This is a genomic window from Psychrobacillus lasiicapitis (assembly GCF_006861795.1).
GTDB classification, from domain to species: domain Bacteria; phylum Bacillota; class Bacilli; order Bacillales_A; family Planococcaceae; genus Psychrobacillus; species Psychrobacillus lasiicapitis.
Window position 1 is genome coordinate 185,648 of the sequence record NZ_VDGH01000005.1, and the last position, 16,148, is coordinate 201,795.

At 36.1% G+C, this 16,148-nt stretch carries 14 protein-coding genes; 2 read left to right on the top strand and 12 right to left on the bottom strand.

The annotated features are described in order from the left end of the window. Positions 1 to 10 precede the first annotated feature (10 nt). The 4 genes from mutM to hflK form a co-directional block, all read right to left on the bottom strand. A complete protein-coding gene (gene mutM / locus FG382_RS10035; protein WP_142538768.1) occupies positions 11 to 883 on the bottom strand; it encodes a bifunctional DNA-formamidopyrimidine glycosylase/DNA-(apurinic or apyrimidinic site) lyase in 873 nt (290 codons plus the stop codon). A 13-nt stretch (positions 884 to 896) separates the two neighbouring features. Beyond that, a complete protein-coding gene (polA, locus tag FG382_RS10040) occupies positions 897 to 3,524 on the bottom strand; it encodes a DNA polymerase I (protein WP_142538769.1) in 2,628 nt (875 codons plus the stop codon). Between the two features lie 283 nt (positions 3,525 to 3,807). Next, positions 3,808 to 4,785 (bottom strand): protease modulator HflC, encoded by a 978-nt coding sequence (gene hflC, locus FG382_RS10045; RefSeq protein WP_142538770.1) that lies wholly within the window; start codon positions 4,783 to 4,785, stop codon positions 3,808 to 3,810. Further along, a complete protein-coding gene (gene hflK / locus FG382_RS10050) occupies positions 4,785 to 5,762 on the bottom strand; it encodes an FtsH protease activity modulator HflK (RefSeq protein WP_188713334.1) in 978 nt (325 codons plus the stop codon). The genes hflC and hflK overlap by 1 nt, the downstream gene beginning before the upstream one ends. A gap of 185 nt (positions 5,763 to 5,947) precedes the next feature. Between hflK and FG382_RS10055 the strand changes: the two genes are divergently transcribed. Further along, positions 5,948 to 6,253, top strand: a complete 306-nt coding sequence (locus tag FG382_RS10055; RefSeq protein WP_142538772.1) for a monooxygenase — start codon at positions 5,948 to 5,950, stop codon at positions 6,251 to 6,253. Positions 6,254 to 6,764: 511 nt separating this feature from the next. Here the strand turns inward: FG382_RS10055 and FG382_RS10060 are convergent. From FG382_RS10060 to citZ, 7 genes are all read right to left on the bottom strand, one after another. Further along, positions 6,765 to 7,979, bottom strand: coding sequence for a carboxylate--amine ligase (locus FG382_RS10060; RefSeq protein ID WP_142538773.1), 1,215 nt, complete (start codon positions 7,977 to 7,979; stop codon positions 6,765 to 6,767). Between the two features lie 11 nt (positions 7,980 to 7,990). After that, a complete protein-coding gene (gene pnpS, locus FG382_RS10065) occupies positions 7,991 to 9,526 on the bottom strand; it encodes a two-component system histidine kinase PnpS (protein WP_142538774.1) in 1,536 nt (511 codons plus the stop codon). Then, positions 9,526 to 10,239, bottom strand: a complete 714-nt coding sequence (locus tag FG382_RS10070; RefSeq protein WP_142538775.1) for a response regulator transcription factor — start codon at positions 10,237 to 10,239, stop codon at positions 9,526 to 9,528. Before FG382_RS10070 ends, pnpS begins: the two co-directional genes overlap by 1 nt. A 62-nt stretch (positions 10,240 to 10,301) precedes the next feature. Beyond that, positions 10,302 to 10,748, bottom strand: coding sequence for a MaoC/PaaZ C-terminal domain-containing protein (locus FG382_RS10075; protein ID WP_142538776.1), 447 nt, complete (start codon positions 10,746 to 10,748; stop codon positions 10,302 to 10,304). A gap of 95 nt (positions 10,749 to 10,843) precedes the next feature. Further along, entirely contained in the window at positions 10,844 to 11,782 is a 939-nt protein-coding gene (mdh, locus tag FG382_RS10080) for a malate dehydrogenase (RefSeq protein ID WP_142538777.1), read from the bottom strand. Between the two features lie 309 nt (positions 11,783 to 12,091). Then, a complete protein-coding gene (gene icd / locus FG382_RS10085) occupies positions 12,092 to 13,357 on the bottom strand; it encodes an NADP-dependent isocitrate dehydrogenase (protein ID WP_142538778.1) in 1,266 nt (421 codons plus the stop codon). 73 nt (positions 13,358 to 13,430) lie between these two features. After that, on the bottom strand, positions 13,431 to 14,546 hold the full coding sequence (gene citZ, locus FG382_RS10090) for a citrate synthase (RefSeq protein ID WP_142538779.1): 1,116 nt from the start codon (positions 14,544 to 14,546) through the stop codon (positions 13,431 to 13,433). Between the two features lie 191 nt (positions 14,547 to 14,737). Between citZ and FG382_RS10095 the strand changes: the two genes are divergently transcribed. Then, a complete protein-coding gene (locus FG382_RS10095; protein WP_142538780.1) occupies positions 14,738 to 15,712 on the top strand; it encodes an AI-2E family transporter in 975 nt (324 codons plus the stop codon). Here the strand turns inward: FG382_RS10095 and FG382_RS10100 are convergent. Then, positions 15,690 to 16,082: an FxsA family protein gene (locus FG382_RS10100; RefSeq protein WP_142538781.1), complete on the bottom strand. Its 393-nt coding sequence runs from the start codon at positions 16,080 to 16,082 to the stop codon at positions 15,690 to 15,692. The two genes, FG382_RS10095 and FG382_RS10100, sit on opposite strands and share 23 nt — an antisense overlap. Positions 16,083 to 16,148 lie beyond the last annotated feature (66 nt).

The following is a 16,148-nucleotide window of genomic DNA, read 5'->3' on the forward strand; positions in this document are numbered from 1 at the left end:
CAATCCTCCGTTATTTCTGACATGCACCACAATAAGTTGATGTTCTACCACCTATCGTTTTTTGCAACGTTTTTCGACCACAAATAGGACAATTCTTTTTTCCATACATTTGTAATCTGTTTTGCATATTGCCTGCTTCTCCATTGATGGAACGATAATCGGAGATCGTACTACCTCCATTTTCGATACTATCAAGAAGTACAATGACAATCTCATTGAATAATTGTATTTTTCTTTCCTTGCTGATTCGTTTCACTTTTCGTGCGGGATGCATTCTTAATCGAAATAATGCCTCTGTCGCATAAATATTTCCACAGCCCGAAACGACATGGCCATCCATGATAAATTCCTTTATCGCTTTATTTTCATATTTTGGTAAAATACTCATCGCCAAATAATGATCTAAAGCGTCCTGGTCAAAAGGCTCTGGAGCCATTAACAACAATGGTGGATGATCTGCTTCACTCTCTAATAAACGAAGCTCTCCGAATCGTCTAATATCAGCATATACAAGCATGTCACCTTCCTCCAAGTGGAATATGACATGCGAATGCCGTTTAAATTTTTCTTCTTCAATTTCATGCAAGTTACGAACGTAGAACCAAGCTCCAGACATCCCCAAATGCGAAACGAGTAAATGAGGGATCCCATCTTTCACCAAATGAAAATAAATATATTTAGAACGTCTATCTATTCTTTCAATCGTCATTTGAGGTAGTGCTTCTTTGAATACATCTACGTCTGCCCCTTTAATGATCGCCTCTTTGCCATTGGCTTTAGATGTAATAATTGTTTCGGAAACGTCTACAGATTGAATTGTCTTGCCTGTCGCAATCGGTCTTAACGACCGGACGACTCCTTCTACCTCGGGTAATTCAGGCATATTCAAAAACTCCTTACTTCGTTTCGTACCAAGAAGAACCGAATGCATAATCGACTTTTAATGGTACGAGCAATTTAATCGCAGTATCCATTACTTCGGGTACAATTTTTTCAAGTAATGCAATTTCTTCTTTTGGTGCCTCGAAAATTAACTCATCATGCACTTGTAAAAGCATCTTCGTTTGCATTTTCTCATCCTTTAAACGCTGTGCCATATCGATCATCGCTTTTTTTATAATATCTGCTGCACTTCCTTGAATTGGCGTGTTCATCGCAGTACGCTCAGCAAAGCTTCTTAGATTAAAATTAGAACTCGTAATTTCAGGCAAATATCTTCTTCTATTTAATATCGTCGTAACAAATCCCTTTTGTTTTGCTTCTCGTACAATATCATCCATATATTCTTTTACACCAGGGAAACTATTTAAATATTGCTCAATAAATATGGCTGCTTCTTTTCTCGTTATATCCAAGCTTTGCGATAAACCATAATCACTAATCCCGTACACAATACCGAAGTTTACTGCTTTTGCAGCGCGACGCATGTCCGAAGTCACATTTTCTGCATCTACATGGAAAACATCCATTGCCGTTTTCGTATGAATATCCAAATCATTAATAAAAGCTTCCACTAAGTTTTTATCTTCCGACATATGCGCAAGCACACGAAGCTCGATTTGTGAATAATCCGCTGCAAACATTACCCAATCAGGTTGCGATGGGACAAATGCTTTTCGAATTTTTCTACCTTCTTCTAAACGTACCGGTATATTTTGCAGGTTCGGGTTAATAGAGCTTAGTCGCCCTGTTGAAGTTAGCGCTTGCTGATAACGTGTATGGATTTTTCCATCTGCTTCGTGGATTTCTTTTAATAATCCTTCAATATATGTTGAATTTAACTTTCCTAATTGGCGATAAAGAAGAATTTGTTCAATAATTTCATGCTCTCCAGCTAACTTTTCTAATACATCAGCTGCTGTGGAGTAACCTGTTTTTGTTTTCTTTATAGGGGTTAACCCTATTTTTTCAAACAATATCACGCCTAATTGTTTCGGAGAATTAATATTAAATTTCTCCCCTGCCAGCGCGAATATATCTTGCTCAATGGATTGAAGCTTCACTTCTAAGTCATGTCCCATCTCGACAAGTATTTGTTTATCCACTTTTACCCCGTCAGATTCCATTGTTCCTAGAATAGATGCAAGTGGTAATTCTAATTCTTTGTATAGCTCGTACTGTTCATTTTCCTTCAGCTTTTCTTCTAACGTCGGTCTTAGTTGCCATATTGCTTGCGCTTTTCGTGCAGCATGTTCAGCGAGCTTCTCTAGTTCCGGTGTTGATTTTTTCGCACCTTTTCCATAGACGCTCTCATCTGTCCAAACATTAAAGTTTCCGAATTCTTTTGCAAGTGTCGATACATCTCCAGAAGAAATAGATTGGTTGACAATATAAGCTGCTAATAGCAGATCAAATTCTGCTCCTTGGATACTAATGCCATGTTTTCTACTTACTGCTTGTGTAGCTTTCGAATCCGATAAAAATTTATGTTTTTCGTTATCCTCTAGCCAAGCACAAAATGCATCGGATTGAAATGCTTTGGCCCCTTGGATAAAATACGAATCCTCACCGTCTGAAAAAGCGATTCCTAATAATTCACTTGTATGATATTGTTCATCATACATTTCAAAATGAACAGCCATTTGGTCTTTTAAAAGGGAAGCATCTACTTCTTCTAACACTTGATAATTCATTTCAGCAGTCTCTTGTTCTTCCGCGACGAAATCAGATTTCTCTAATAGTGTTTTAAAGGACAGCTCTTTCCAAATCTCTACTACCTCTTCCATATTAGGTCCATTGTATGTCAGATCATCAAGTGTTACTTCAATTGGAGCACTCGTTTCAATTGTCGCAAGTATTTTACTCATTTTCGCTTGTTCTTCATTTGCAACTAGTTTTTCTTTTAATTTCGCTCCACTAACAGCGTCTAATGCCTCATAAAGCTTTTCTACAGAACCATGTTCTTTTAATAGTTTAATCGCTGTTTTTTCTCCGACACCTGGTACACCTGGAATATTATCGGAAGCATCCCCCATGAGCCCCTTCATATCAATAATTTGTTGTGGAGTAAGCCCGTACTTTTCTTCTATATGTGCAGGTGTATATTTTTCAATGTCTGTAATACCTTTTCGGGTAATATATACAGTCGTACGGTCCGTTGCTAGCTGCGTCAAGTCTTTGTCTCCTGAAACAATGACCACTTGTTGACCTTTTGCATCCGCTTGTTTACTTAGTGTCCCAATAATATCGTCCGCTTCATACATTTCCAATTCATATCGTTTAATCCCGTATGCATCGATTAATTTTCGAACGTAAGGGAATTGTTCGGAAAGCTCAGGTGGTGTTTTCTGTCTTCCACCTTTATACTCTCCAAAAGTAGAGTGACGGAAAGTCGTTTTGCCTGCATCAAACGCAACAAGCATATGTGTTGGATTTTCCTCATCCATAATTTTTTGTAGCATTAATGTAAAACCATATACGGCATTTGTGTGTATGCCGTGTTCATTTGATAATAATGGTAAAGCAAAGAAAGCTCGGTATGCGAGACTATTCCCATCCAATAAAAGTATTTTTTCGTTGGACATTCCATTCACTCCCTCAAAATAAAAAAAATCGTCATTCCCTATATCTTACCATGATAGTAAGGGGAATGACGATTCATAAGGTGAAACTCCAATCAGTGGAGGTTTTCAGGTCGTGCAAGTGAGAACGTTGCGACATGGCCATCGTATTTTTAAGTCTGCGCCATCCATTACTGATTGTTAGTTGAACCAATCGGGCTTTTACGGGCAGTTGATCCTCCACTTATCTTTTCGCTTCTCTTAAATCTGGAAGTGGTGGTCTTACTGCCCGTTAATGCGGGATATACTATTCTAAGTAACCAGAAAGAATTTTCGCATAAGGAGAATCAGACGGGATGATAATCATCGAATCCTCACCAATTGTTCGCTTGTAAGATTCTAGTGTCCGGTAAAGAGAATAGAACTCTGGATCTTTAGAGAAACTTTGATTGTAAATTTTGGCAGCTTCTGCATCGCCTTCTGCAGCAATCATTGCAGCATCTTTTTTGGCGGTCGCAAGCATTTCTTTTACTTGACGATCTGTATCCGCTTCAATACGTCGTTTGTCTGCATCACCTGTAGATAAAAACTTTTGTGCAATACTTTGTCTCTCAGAAATCATTTCATTGTAAACGGATTGCTCATTTTCTTCCGGTAAGTCTGTACGTTTTATACGTACATCTATTACTTCAATACCGTATTTATCTTTTTTAAGTAATTCATTTACATGTGTTGTAATTTGATCATTTAAACTTCCTCGGGAAGAATTTTCATCATTAATAATCTCACTATATTCTAGTTGACCAAGCTCTGATCGTACGACTGAATAGATGAATTCTTCCATACGAGAGCCTGCATTTATCAAGTTACCAGCATTCGAAATCATTTCTTTTGCATTTACAACACGCCAAACCGCATAATTGTCAATGATAATCCGACGTTTATCTTTCGTGTTGATCTCTGCTTCTGATAATTTATAGTTCATTTGATGTTTTGGAATGGTTGTAACACTTTGTATGAATGGTATTTTCATATGCAATCCTGGTGTATTTTTAATGTCTTTAATCTCTCCAAACTGTCGAACTACTCTAAACTCGCCTTCCTTTACGACATAGATATTTGCAAGTGCTATTATAATAACAACGAATGTTATAAAAATACCGATAAATGGCTTTGTATATTTTTTGTAATCGACTGGTGTTTTTTCTTTTTGTGGCTTCTTTTTCTTTTGCATCGCATTAAATTTTTCTTCAAGATTTGAAAATGGATTATTGTTATCCGCCATTATTGCCCACTCCCTTCTTCTGTTTCAGTGGTTGCTGGTGGTGGTGTTTGTTTATTAGATTCCAATGATTGGAGCGGCAGATACTTCATCGTTCCACCATCATCATTCATAATATAAATTTGGGCATTCGGTAATACTGCATCGAGTGTTTCCATCACAAGTCGCTGTCTCGTGATTTCTTTATTGTCTGCATATTCAACGTAAAGTTTATTAAATAACTCCACATCTCCGAGTGCTTGCTGGATACGAGCCGTTTTATATCCAGTTGCTTCCGAAATGATTGCATCCTTTTCCCCTTCAGCTTCACTCATCTTTTGGTTCATATATTTTTCTGCTTGGTTTACTTTAGTATTTTTCGTTTCCTCTGCATCTGTTACAGCAGTAAAAGCAGCTCGAACTTCTGCATTTGGTAGCTCTACATCTTGTAGCTTTACAGTAAGTACGGTTATTCCAATGTCATATTTGTCTATTAAAGAACCTAATAGTTCAACAGTATCTGCTTCAATTTGTGCTTTTCCGGACGTTAAGGCATCGTCGATTTTGGAGTTCCCAATTATCGAGCGAATAGAGGCGGACGTTGCATCATGCAGTAAATCTTGTGGACTTTCGGAGTTAAATAGGTACGCTTTTGGATCAGTAATTTTCCATTGTACAACTAAATCGGTTAAGACAATATTATCGTCTCCCGTGATCATTTTTGTATCTTTATCAAAAGATTCTATTTCCCCGTCGGCTGCTTGTTTATATCCAAATTGCAGACTGAACGTTTCTTTAGACAGTTTTTCTACTTTTTGAATTGGCCAAGGCATTTTAAATTTCAACCCTGATTCTGTAATTGGTTCTCCTGCTTCTCCAAATGTAATAACGATTGCTTGTTCTGATTCATCAACTGTGTACCAGGACGTAAATACAGCAGATAATAAAATAATTCCTAGGATTGATGCAACAATGATGGATATTAATCTCTTTGTACTCATCATATTTCCCCTTTCTATATGTATAATCCTTTTACGGAATACCCCCTCTTTTGGTTTCAAAAATAAAAAAACTATACTGAAAAAGGTTCGTTTGTGGAAGCTCGGCACCGCAATGAGCAATATGGGGTATTATTTTTTGTATGTATGATATTATTCTTATCATTAAAACCAAAGGAGAGTTAGACATGAAATATTTATTACAAGTAGATTTTATAATGGATGGCCCATTCGGTGAAGAGATGTCAAAGGGGTTCGCTGACTTAGCAAATAGTATTAATGAAGAGCCAGGTGTGATTTGGAAGATTTGGACAGAGGATGCGGCTGCTAAGGAAGCTGGTGGGATATACTTATTCGAAACGAAAGAAGATGCTGAAAAATATTTAGATATGCATTCAGCTCGTTTAACAAGTTTCGGTATCACTAATATTCGAGGTAAAATATTTGAAGTGAACAAAGCTTTGTCACTTATTAATAATGCACCAATTAAATAAAGTGAAACTTCAATCAGTGGGGGTTTTTCGACGCACAGGACGTGCTAGTGGGGACGGTGCGACATGGATGTCGCGCTTTTAGTCCCCGTCATCCCCACTGATTGTTAGTTGTGTCCCACAGGATGTGGGTCACACAGACGTTGCAAACGCTCTTTTATTTTGCGACGAGCTTTGCGCAGGAGCAACACGATGTTGCGTACTTAGTCTGGGATCATTTCATCGGGCTTTTACGGGCAGTTGATCTCCACTTATCTTTTCGCTTTTCTTCAATCTTGAAGTGGGAGTCTTACTGCCCGTTTATGCGGGATAAACAAGTTGATTATAACAGTTGTTTGCAGGAGTTTTTGTATTTGCTTAAATTAAACTTTTGCGTTTGCTATAAAATTATTTTTTAACATTTGAAAAAAGCTAGCGAAGAGCTAGCTTTTTCAGGTAAATCGTTTGGAAAAGGGGTCTATTTAAATGTAACAGACGATTGTAAATCTATGATGAATATATTGTAAATTTTACTTTACCAATTATTATTTTTGTATTTTTTATAATAATTAAACTGGCGAGCAATTAAATACAACTTTCTCATAAAACTCGTATCTTTTTTATAAAACATGGGATTTCCCCATTTTCCCGTTCTTAATAGATGTCTTATTTCTCTTTGAATTTCTTTATTATCAACAAACTTCTTTAAGACAATTTTAGGGACTACGGTAAACAAATAATGCTCATCTAATAATGTTAGCGGTTTTGCTTTATTATAAATGACGTCATCGACAAAATATCTTGCCATATTATGTCCAAGAGCTGTCGTATAATAACTGGAGCGCCCTTGACGAATATTGACTTCAAACACTTTAAATTTACCATCGCGTTCATCATACTTCAAATCGAAGTTAGCAAATCCAACATACCCTACTGCTTCTAAAAAATGTTGAAGCTTAAGCATCAATTCTTCGTTATATCTCGTGATTAGCGCCGTATAGTTTCCGATTGCAGTAACTGTATGCTCCTGTAACACAACCTGTGCAAACGTACTTAACTGCGCTTTCCCCTTTGAATTCATATAAAATACAGAATCCCACATATACGTATCATCACCAGGAATATAATCTTGAATGATTAAATCTTCCTTATATCCACTTGCATTTACTTTGTTAATAACATTATTTAGTTCCTCGTGTGATTCTACACGATATACTTTTTGTTGACCCGGAAATTTATTTTTGTAATATTGAACTCCATTACTTGGTTTAATGATTAATGGAAATAATACCTCTTCTGTAAAAGGTTCCTTTTTGGCACAAGAATAATAGTATGTTTTTGGTGCATCAATGCCATGCTCCTCGCACAGCTTATAAAAATTAGACTTTACGAGAAGATTGTTCATCAACTCTTCTGACATATAGTTAAATACATACATTTCTTTTAATGCTTTGGCATTTTCGATAATTAGTCGGACGTAGAAATCGTTTGTGCCGATTAACAACAATTGTTTTCCAGCCGTTTTATATTTCATCGCCACTTCCGTTAAAACTGTGACAAACGCAGCTTTATCCCATAGATTCGGATGAATTTCAATATGATCAATGACACTACTCCATTTCGTAAAGGACATTTCTTCCTTTCCGACTAAAATTGGTTTTATATTATATTCCTCATGAAATGAAATTGCCATATTATAAGCATTCATATCAGTCCCCACAATAATTGGGATAAAAGGTTCGTTATTCATATTTACCTCCATTAACTTTGCACAAGTGGAATGTACACGGTAAAACATGTACCTTTTCCTACTTCACTTTCTACTTCTATCAACCCATGATGCGCTTCTACTAGATGCTTCACAATGGCAAGACCTAAGCCTGTACCACCTGAGTTTCTACTTCTTGCACGATCCACTCGATAAAAGCGTTCAAATATTCGACTAATCTCTTTTTTACTAATTCCAATTCCTTCATCTTGAATTCGGAATATGCCATACTTGTTATCCTTGAAAATGGAAATATGTAGAATAGTATGATCAGGCGAATACGTAATTGCATTTGTTACTAAGTTCATCAAAATTTGCATTAAACGATTGGAGTCTCCTAAAACTTTTACGGAGTCTTCTACCGCTAATGCCAATTCTATTTCTTTTTCTTCCAAGAGATGGGTCGACATCTCGATGCATCGATCCAATACATCCTTCAATTTTACATTACTCAAATTCACTTCATACCCAACTTGCTCCACCTTGGAAAGGTCCAGCAAATCGGTAATAAGCATTTGCAATCGATTACTTTCTTTATGAATAATTTCAAGAAAGGATAACAATGTATCCTCATTTTTGTAAGCCCCATAAAGTAATGTTTCCGAAAATCCTTTAATAGAAGTTACCGGAGTTTTGAGTTCGTGGGAAACATTTGCAACAAAATCTTTTCGTACTTGCTCTAACTTAATAAGCTCTGTGATATCATGCATTACCACAACGATACCTAGCCATCTTCCGTGTTCTCCAATTACAGGTGCCCCATAAGCATCCATATAATAAGTATGTAAATTTCGCTTAATCTGAATTTGTTCACGGGATGAGGATTCCGTTAAAAAAAGCTTATCGATAAAAGCTTCTATCTTATCTGGAAGACCTATTTTACGAAAAAGTTTCCCATCGATATTTTCAAATGAAATTTGCAATTGCTTTAAAAATGATCGATTCACAATCGTTACTAATCCATTTCGATCAATCATGATTAAGGCACTACCCATGTTTTCAATTAATGTTTTTAAACGTTCTTTTTCCGTTTCACGCATCACAGAAATATCATGTAAATTACGTGCAAGTATATTGATGGAATTGCTCAATGTAGACATACCAGAGAAATCATCTTCAAATGCCCGAATACGATAGTTACCCCTTGCAAGTTCCATTGCGGTTTCAGTTAGATGTTCTATTGGTTGAGCATATTTTTTAAATATATTTGCTCCCAAAAACAAAGCAACAAGAAAAGTGATGAATAAAATAAAAAACAAAAATAACCAAAGTGATTGTTGTTCATTCGCCATTTCAGTATTTTGAAGCGTTGAATTTAGTGTTTGCTTTATAGTCGATTGCTCTTCTTTTGAAAGTTCTGTTGTAGCTAAATCTGTAGCTATTTGTTCCATTTTGGAGTCTATTAAAACAACAGTGGAATGATGAACAAAAATAGGATAAAGTTGCCCAAGAACGAGACCAAGACTAGCTAAAATTAATCCAATTACTATAGAGTACGTTCGTAATATTTTGGATTGAAATCTTTTCATTACAATTTAGGTTCCTCGAATTTATATCCTAGCCCTCTGATTGTTTTAATGAAAATTGGCTTTCTACTATTTTCTTCAATCTTATCTCGTAAATGACTAACATGAACATCCACAATCCGCGTATCTCCCGCAAAATCGTAGTTCCAGACAGCGCTTAATAATTGGTCGCGTGTAAGTACTCTATTTTTATTTTCAATTAAGTAAACAAGCAATTCAAATTCTTTCGGGGTAAACTCAATTGGCTCTTCATTTAAAAGGACTTCAAATCGCTCTGGATAAATTTGTAATGGTCCAAAGGAATACATTTCTTCTTTTGGTTTTATTTCATTCATTTGATGCTCTGAAGAAATATTAGAACGGCGTAGCATAGCTTTCACACGAGCAGTAACCTCACGTGGGCTAAACGGTTTGGTCATATAATCATCCGCACCCAATTCAAGACCGAGCACTTTATCAAACTCTTCGTCTTTTGCAGTAAGCATAATAATCGGTGTTTGAATTTTTTTGAGTCGAAGTTCCTTACATACTTCCATTCCGTCCATACGTGGCAACATCCAATCTAACACAATGACATCCGGATTTTCCTCCACTGCACGATCCAAGCCTTCTAAACCGTCGTATGCAGTAATTACCTCAAAACCTGCATCCTCTAGATTATATTTTAATAATGTTACAATTGAGCTTTCATCATCCACAACTAATACTTTTTTCATTTTTTTGCCTCCAAAGTTGATTTGAAACCCCCATTCCAAATCATTTGACCTCAAATGTCGACTTACTGTTCGATTGCTGGTGGATTAACGTAAAAAGTACCAGCTAATACTGCATTATTTTGTTCATTATTAGCAATAACTGAAATTACTATTTCATTTAAACTTATATCAATCTCCATTACTTCGAACGTAAACTTTAAAGTTGAATAGTGATAAGCAGGTGCTAAAAAGCTGATGTTTTGCTTTGTAATATAAGCTCCTGGACCGGGTAAGTATTTAGAGATAGCAGCTGTAATAATACCCATTAACATAATTGGTGGGACAATAGGCTTTTCATAGATTGTTTTGGAAGCAAAATCATGCTGAATATATAAAGGATTATTATCATTTGTTAACCCTAAGTATAGAAGTAAATCCTTATCTTCTATTTTCTCAGTAATTGTTAATTTTTCACCAACAATTAAATCATTTATATTCTTACCCTTTTTCTGTATTTTTCCCAATAACAAGATTTCATCCTCCCATCAATTAGCTATATCTATCTTAACAATAAGTACAAAAAAAATCGAGCGGGTTTCCCACACTCGATTAATATTATCGTGAATTATGCTAAAACATTCATAACTGCTTTAACAGAATCAGCAGATTTACTTAGTAAGCCCTGTTCTTCTTCCGTCAGTTCAAGCTCAACAATCTTCTCGATACCACCGGCACCAAGTATAGTGGGAACTCCAAGATATATACCATCCATACCATATTCACCCTCTAAATAAGCAATAGAAGGTAATACACGCTTTTGGTCTTTCAGAATCGCTTCAGCCATTTCGACTAACGATGCTGCTGGAGCATAATAAGCTGAGCCATTACCTAGAAGATTAACGATTTCAGCTCCTCCTTTGCGAGTGCGTTCCACAATTTCTTCTAGACGGATAGCGTCGATAAGATTTTCTAATGGAATACCACCGGCATAGGAGTATCTTACTAATGGAACCATATCATCGCCATGTCCGCCAAGAACAAAACCAGTAACATCTTTAACAGATAAGTTTAACTCTCGTGCGACAAACGTACGAAAACGAGCTGTATCCAGTACACCAGATTGTCCGATTACGCGTTCTTTTGGCAGACCTGACTCTTTATAAACCGTATAGGTCATTGCATCAACTGGATTGGTTAATACGATGATAGTAGTATTTGGCGAATATTTGACAATTTCACTTGTTACTGCTTTCATTACTTTTTGGTTTGTTTGAACTAAATCATCACGGCTCATTCCTGGTTTACGGGCAATACCCGCCGTAATAATTACTAAATCCGAATTTTTTGTATCTTCATAGTCAGAAGTACCTATGATGTCTGCGTCAAATCCTTGTACTGGCCCAGCTTGTGCCATGTCTAATGCTTTACCTTTAGTAGCATTTTCTGCTTGTGGAATGTCTACTAATACAATGTCACCAAGTTCTTTTTGAGCAAGTAGAAAAGCAGTTGTTGCACCTGTAAATCCGCCACCGATTACTGATATTTTACTTCTTTTCAATGTCATAAGAAAACTCTCCTTTTGTATAAATCAATTACACCTTGGCGTAGTTGCGTCCAGATTTTGACTCGAGCAGAAAGACATTGCAGTCGTTACGATAAGACGTAGCGATCTTAGACTGCCTTCCCTGACTCCTTTTGAAATCTGTGACATCCGCCAGAGGCTCTATCTTTGTTCAGTAGGCTTTTGAACATCTACTGAACAGTAAACAAAACCGAATTCATCTCACCACCCAAATAAGTGGGGGTACTTTACTGAATGACGATAAAAGGAAGGGAAAAATCCCTTCCTTCAAAATCAAAATTCATTTACAAATTACATGTTTTTGATCAATTCATCACCGAACTCAGAACATTTAACTTCTGTTGCTCCGTCCATTAGACGAGCAAAATCATAAGTTACTACTTTAGATGCAATAGTTTTTTCCATTGAATCCATGATTAATTTTGCTGCTTCAGTCCAACCAAGGTGTTCAAGCATTAATACACCAGAAAGGATTACAGAAGATGGATTTACTTTATCAAGACCAGCATATTTTGGAGCTGTTCCGTGAGTTGCTTCGAAAATAGCATGTCCAGTTACATAGTTAATGTTAGCTCCTGGAGCGATACCAATACCACCAACTTGAGCAGCTAATGCATCAGAAATATAATCTCCGTTTAAGTTCATTGTAGCAACTACATCGAACTCTTTTGGACGAGTTAAGATTTGTTGTAAGAAGATATCAGCGATTGAATCTTTTACTAAGATTTTACCACCTGCAAGTGCGTCTGCTTGTGCTTTGTCTGCAGCTTCAGTTCCTTGCTCGTCTTTAATTTGATCGTATTGGTTCCAAGTGAATACTTTATCGCCGAATTCTTGCTCAGCAACTTCATAGCCCCAATTTTTGAAAGCTCCTTCTGTGAACTTCATGATATTTCCTTTATGAACAAGTGTTAAAGATTCGCGCCCTTCTTTAATAGCATAGTTAAGTGCAGCGCGAACTAAACGTTTTGTTCCTTCTTCAGAAACTGGCTTAATACCAATACCTGAAGTTTCAGGGAAACGGATTTTATTAACGCCCATTTCGTTTTGAAGGAAGCTGATTAACTTTTTCACTTCATCCGAACCTTTTGCATACTCAATGCCGGCATAAATATCCTCTGTATTTTCACGGAAAATAACCATATCAGTATCTTCTGGACGTTTTACTGGAGAAGGAACACCAGTGAAATAACGAACTGGACGTAAGCAAGTATATAAATCAAGTTCTTGACGTAATGCTACGTTTAAAGAACGAATACCACCACCGATTGGTGTTGTAAGAGGTCCTTTAATAGCGATTAAATATTCATTGATTACATCAAGTGTTTCTTGTGGTAACCATTCGCCAGTTTGATCAAACGCTTTTTGACCAGCAAGTACTTCTTTCCATTCAATTTTCTTTTCACCATTATATGCTTTTTCAACTGCTGCTTCTAGAACGCGTGAAGCTGATGCCCAAATGTCAGGACCAGTCCCGTCTCCTTCGATGAAAGGAATAATTGCTGTGTTCGGTACGTTAAGTACTCCGTTTTCTACAGTGATTTTACCAGTTGTCATTTTATAATTTCCTCCTACTATATCTATAATGCTATCAACTCATATTAATTGTTAAAGCGAAATTTTAATAAGATTATCTTTCCTCAATCGGAATATATGTTTGCAAACCAGGTCCAACATAATCTGCACGAGGGCGGATTAAGCGGTTGTTAGCATATTGTTCAAGAATATGGGCAGTCCAACCAGACACACGTGAAACTGCAAAAATAGGTGTAAATAAATCATGGTCAATGTTTAATGAATGATACACAGAAGCAGAGTAGAAATCTACGTTAGGTGGTAAATTCTTTTGTCCAGTAACGATTTCTTCAATACGTACAGACATATCATATAATTTTGATTCACCACGAAGCGTAGTAAGTTTCTTAGACATTTCGCGCAAGTGTTTTGCACGTGGATCCCCTTTGCGATATACACGGTGACCGAAGCCCATAATTTTTACTTTGTTTTCTAGTTTTTCATTAATATACTTGTCCACATTTTCTAATGAACCAATCTCAGTTAACATTTTCATAACTTGTTCATTTGCACCACCGTGAAGTGGACCTTTTAAGGCACCAAGTGCTGCTACTACACCTGAATACATATCTGATAGCGTAGCTACACAAACACGTGCAGTAAATGTAGATGCATTTAACTCATGATCTGCATGTAGTACAAGTGCTTTGTCAAAAGCTTCTATTTCAATGTCATCTGGAAGATCACCAGATAGCATGTACAAGAAGTTTGCAGCATATCCTAAATCAGTTTTAGGTGCAATTGGTTCTAAGCCTTTACGAACACGTGAAAATGCTGTTACTAATGTTGGAAGTTTTGCTTGTAATTGAATTGCTTTTAAGTAATTAGCCTCGTCGGACATATCTTCTGCAGCATCATCATATAATGCTAGCATAGATACTGCTGTTCTTAGAGCAGACATGGGGTGAACATTATTAATCGGATACGTTTTGAAATGATTTAAAACTTCTTGAGGAACAGCCATATTATCAGCTAATTGTTGCTTTAGTTCTGCTAGCTCATCTGCTTTTGGAAGGCGTTTATGCCATAGTAAATATACTACTTCTTCAAAACTTGCATTTGTTGCTAAATCGTCAATATTGTAGCCAACGTATGTAAGTGTGTCATCAATGATAGAACTGATGGCAGTCTCCGCAGCTACAACACCTTCTAAACCACGAGTTGTTGTCATTTCGAAATCTCCCCTTCTACAGTATAACAATTCGCTCCACTTAACCGTTGGACGAAATATTACCTGTATATATTATGTACCTTTTAAGCCTTACAATTCTAGTATAATCATATTTGGCGATTTTGTGAATGAAAACGCTTAAAATTATTAAAAAATAATGTTTGTATATCCTAATTTTTTGAAAAGAATGGATGAAAATGATTACTCTACAAATAAATAAGAAAGAATTTATGTCGCTTTGGATACCATTTGGAATTATTATACTAATTTCACTTGTTGCTTACCCTTTATCTTTAGCGATTATATGTGGTTATTTTTTATATCCTATTACAAATTTCTTTTATAAAAATATGAAACTACCTGTTACTATTAGTGTCCTGTTAACAGAAGCAGTTATTTTGTCTAGTTTTATATTATTTTTATTTGTAATAGTACAAGCTCTCCTTGATATTCTTCCGCTTATTCATGAGCATATTTTGTTATTACCATTTGTCGAGTTGAAACAGCATCCTATTTTCCTATTTTTTGAAGGAAAGTTTCAAAACCTTTTAAACAAACTACTGAATGATTTATTATTAAATTTGACAAATTTACCTTCTTATTTTTTTGAAGTTTTTTTATTTAGTATTGGCTTATTTTTTTCTTTATACGAATCTACGAAAGATCGTCTTTGGTTTCTCGTTTACTTTCCTAAAAAAGCACGAAATTTCTCTCAAAGAGCGCTAAAAAAATCATCTGGCGTCATGAATAAATTTATCTCGGTAGAGTTAAAGCTGTTTTTTTTGACATTTGTTCTTTTAGCAATAGGATTCAAATTATTAGGTTTCCCTAATCCTATAAAATATGCGTTTCTCGTATCGTTAGTAGATAGCATCCCTTTTTTAGGAACAGGCATACTATTAATACCGCTTAGTGTTTACTTTTTTTTGATGGAGCAACGAATGGCCGGGATAATCGTTTTACTACTATATATATTTGTTCAGTTAACTAGGCATATTGTAGAAAATGTTTTGTGGTCTTCCTCTATGCAAATAAAGGCCGTCCACGTATTCTTTCTAAGCGCGGCAGCCATTTTAATCTTTGGATTTATAGGAATATTATTTAGCCCATTTATTTACTTGGTCGCAAACAAGTGGGAAAACCTTACGAAGACTTCATCACGATAACTTGACCATTTTTCATTTTTTTACGTATCCAGCGATAGAGTAGCGGTTTAAATAGGTTTCTTGTAGGGGAAAATAACAACATAAAGCCAAGGAGATCCGAAATAAAACCAGGTAGTATTACTAAGATAGAACCAATAAAAATGAAAATTCCATTAATAGCAACCTCACCTGGCGCTTGACCGTTTTTGATATTATCCGAAACTTCTCGAAAGGCTCTCATTCCTTGTCTCTTTGCAAAATACGCACCAATTATTCCACTTGCTAGGATCAAGAGTAATGTATACCCTGCTCCAATCGTTCTACCAGATAGCAGCAATATATATAACTCTATTGCTGGAATAACTATGATTAAGCCTATAATCCATTTCATAAATTCACCTTCCTATGAAAAGCGCAAGCGCCTATGTCTGCCCCGACAGGCAAATGGGGACGTGGT

What these genes read in the sequence shown, in the direction of transcription:
- FG382_RS10060 (WP_142538773.1), bottom strand. Translation starts at nt 7,979, where the DNA reads ATGAATAACGAACCTTTTATCCCAATTATTGTGGGGACTGATATGAAT.
- hflC (WP_142538770.1), bottom strand. Translation starts at nt 4,785, where the DNA reads ATGGCGGATAACAATAATCCATTTTCAAATCTTGAAGAAAAATTTAAT.
- mdh (WP_142538777.1), bottom strand. Translation starts at nt 11,782, where the DNA reads ATGACATTGAAAAGAAGTAAAATATCAGTAATCGGTGGCGGATTTACA.
- FG382_RS10070 (WP_142538775.1), bottom strand. Translation starts at nt 10,239, where the DNA reads ATGAAAAAAGTATTAGTTGTGGATGATGAAAGCTCAATTGTAACATTA.
- hflK (WP_188713334.1), bottom strand. Translation starts at nt 5,762, where the DNA reads ATGAGTACAAAGAGATTAATATCCATCATTGTTGCATCAATCCTAGGA.
- FG382_RS10055 (WP_142538772.1), top strand. Translation starts at nt 5,948, where the DNA reads ATGAAATATTTATTACAAGTAGATTTTATAATGGATGGCCCATTCGGT.
- pnpS (WP_142538774.1), bottom strand. Translation starts at nt 9,526, where the DNA reads ATGAAAAGATTTCAATCCAAAATATTACGAACGTACTCTATAGTAATT.
- polA (WP_142538769.1), bottom strand. Translation starts at nt 3,524, where the DNA reads ATGTCCAACGAAAAAATACTTTTATTGGATGGGAATAGTCTCGCATAC.
- FG382_RS10095 (WP_142538780.1), top strand. Translation starts at nt 14,738, where the DNA reads ATGAAAATGATTACTCTACAAATAAATAAGAAAGAATTTATGTCGCTT.
- icd (WP_142538778.1), bottom strand. Translation starts at nt 13,357, where the DNA reads ATGACAACTGGTAAAATCACTGTAGAAAACGGAGTACTTAACGTACCG.
- citZ (WP_142538779.1), bottom strand. Translation starts at nt 14,546, where the DNA reads ATGACAACAACTCGTGGTTTAGAAGGTGTTGTAGCTGCGGAGACTGCC.
- mutM (WP_142538768.1), bottom strand. Translation starts at nt 883, where the DNA reads ATGCCTGAATTACCCGAGGTAGAAGGAGTCGTCCGGTCGTTAAGACCG.
- FG382_RS10100 (WP_142538781.1), bottom strand. Translation starts at nt 16,082, where the DNA reads ATGAAATGGATTATAGGCTTAATCATAGTTATTCCAGCAATAGAGTTA.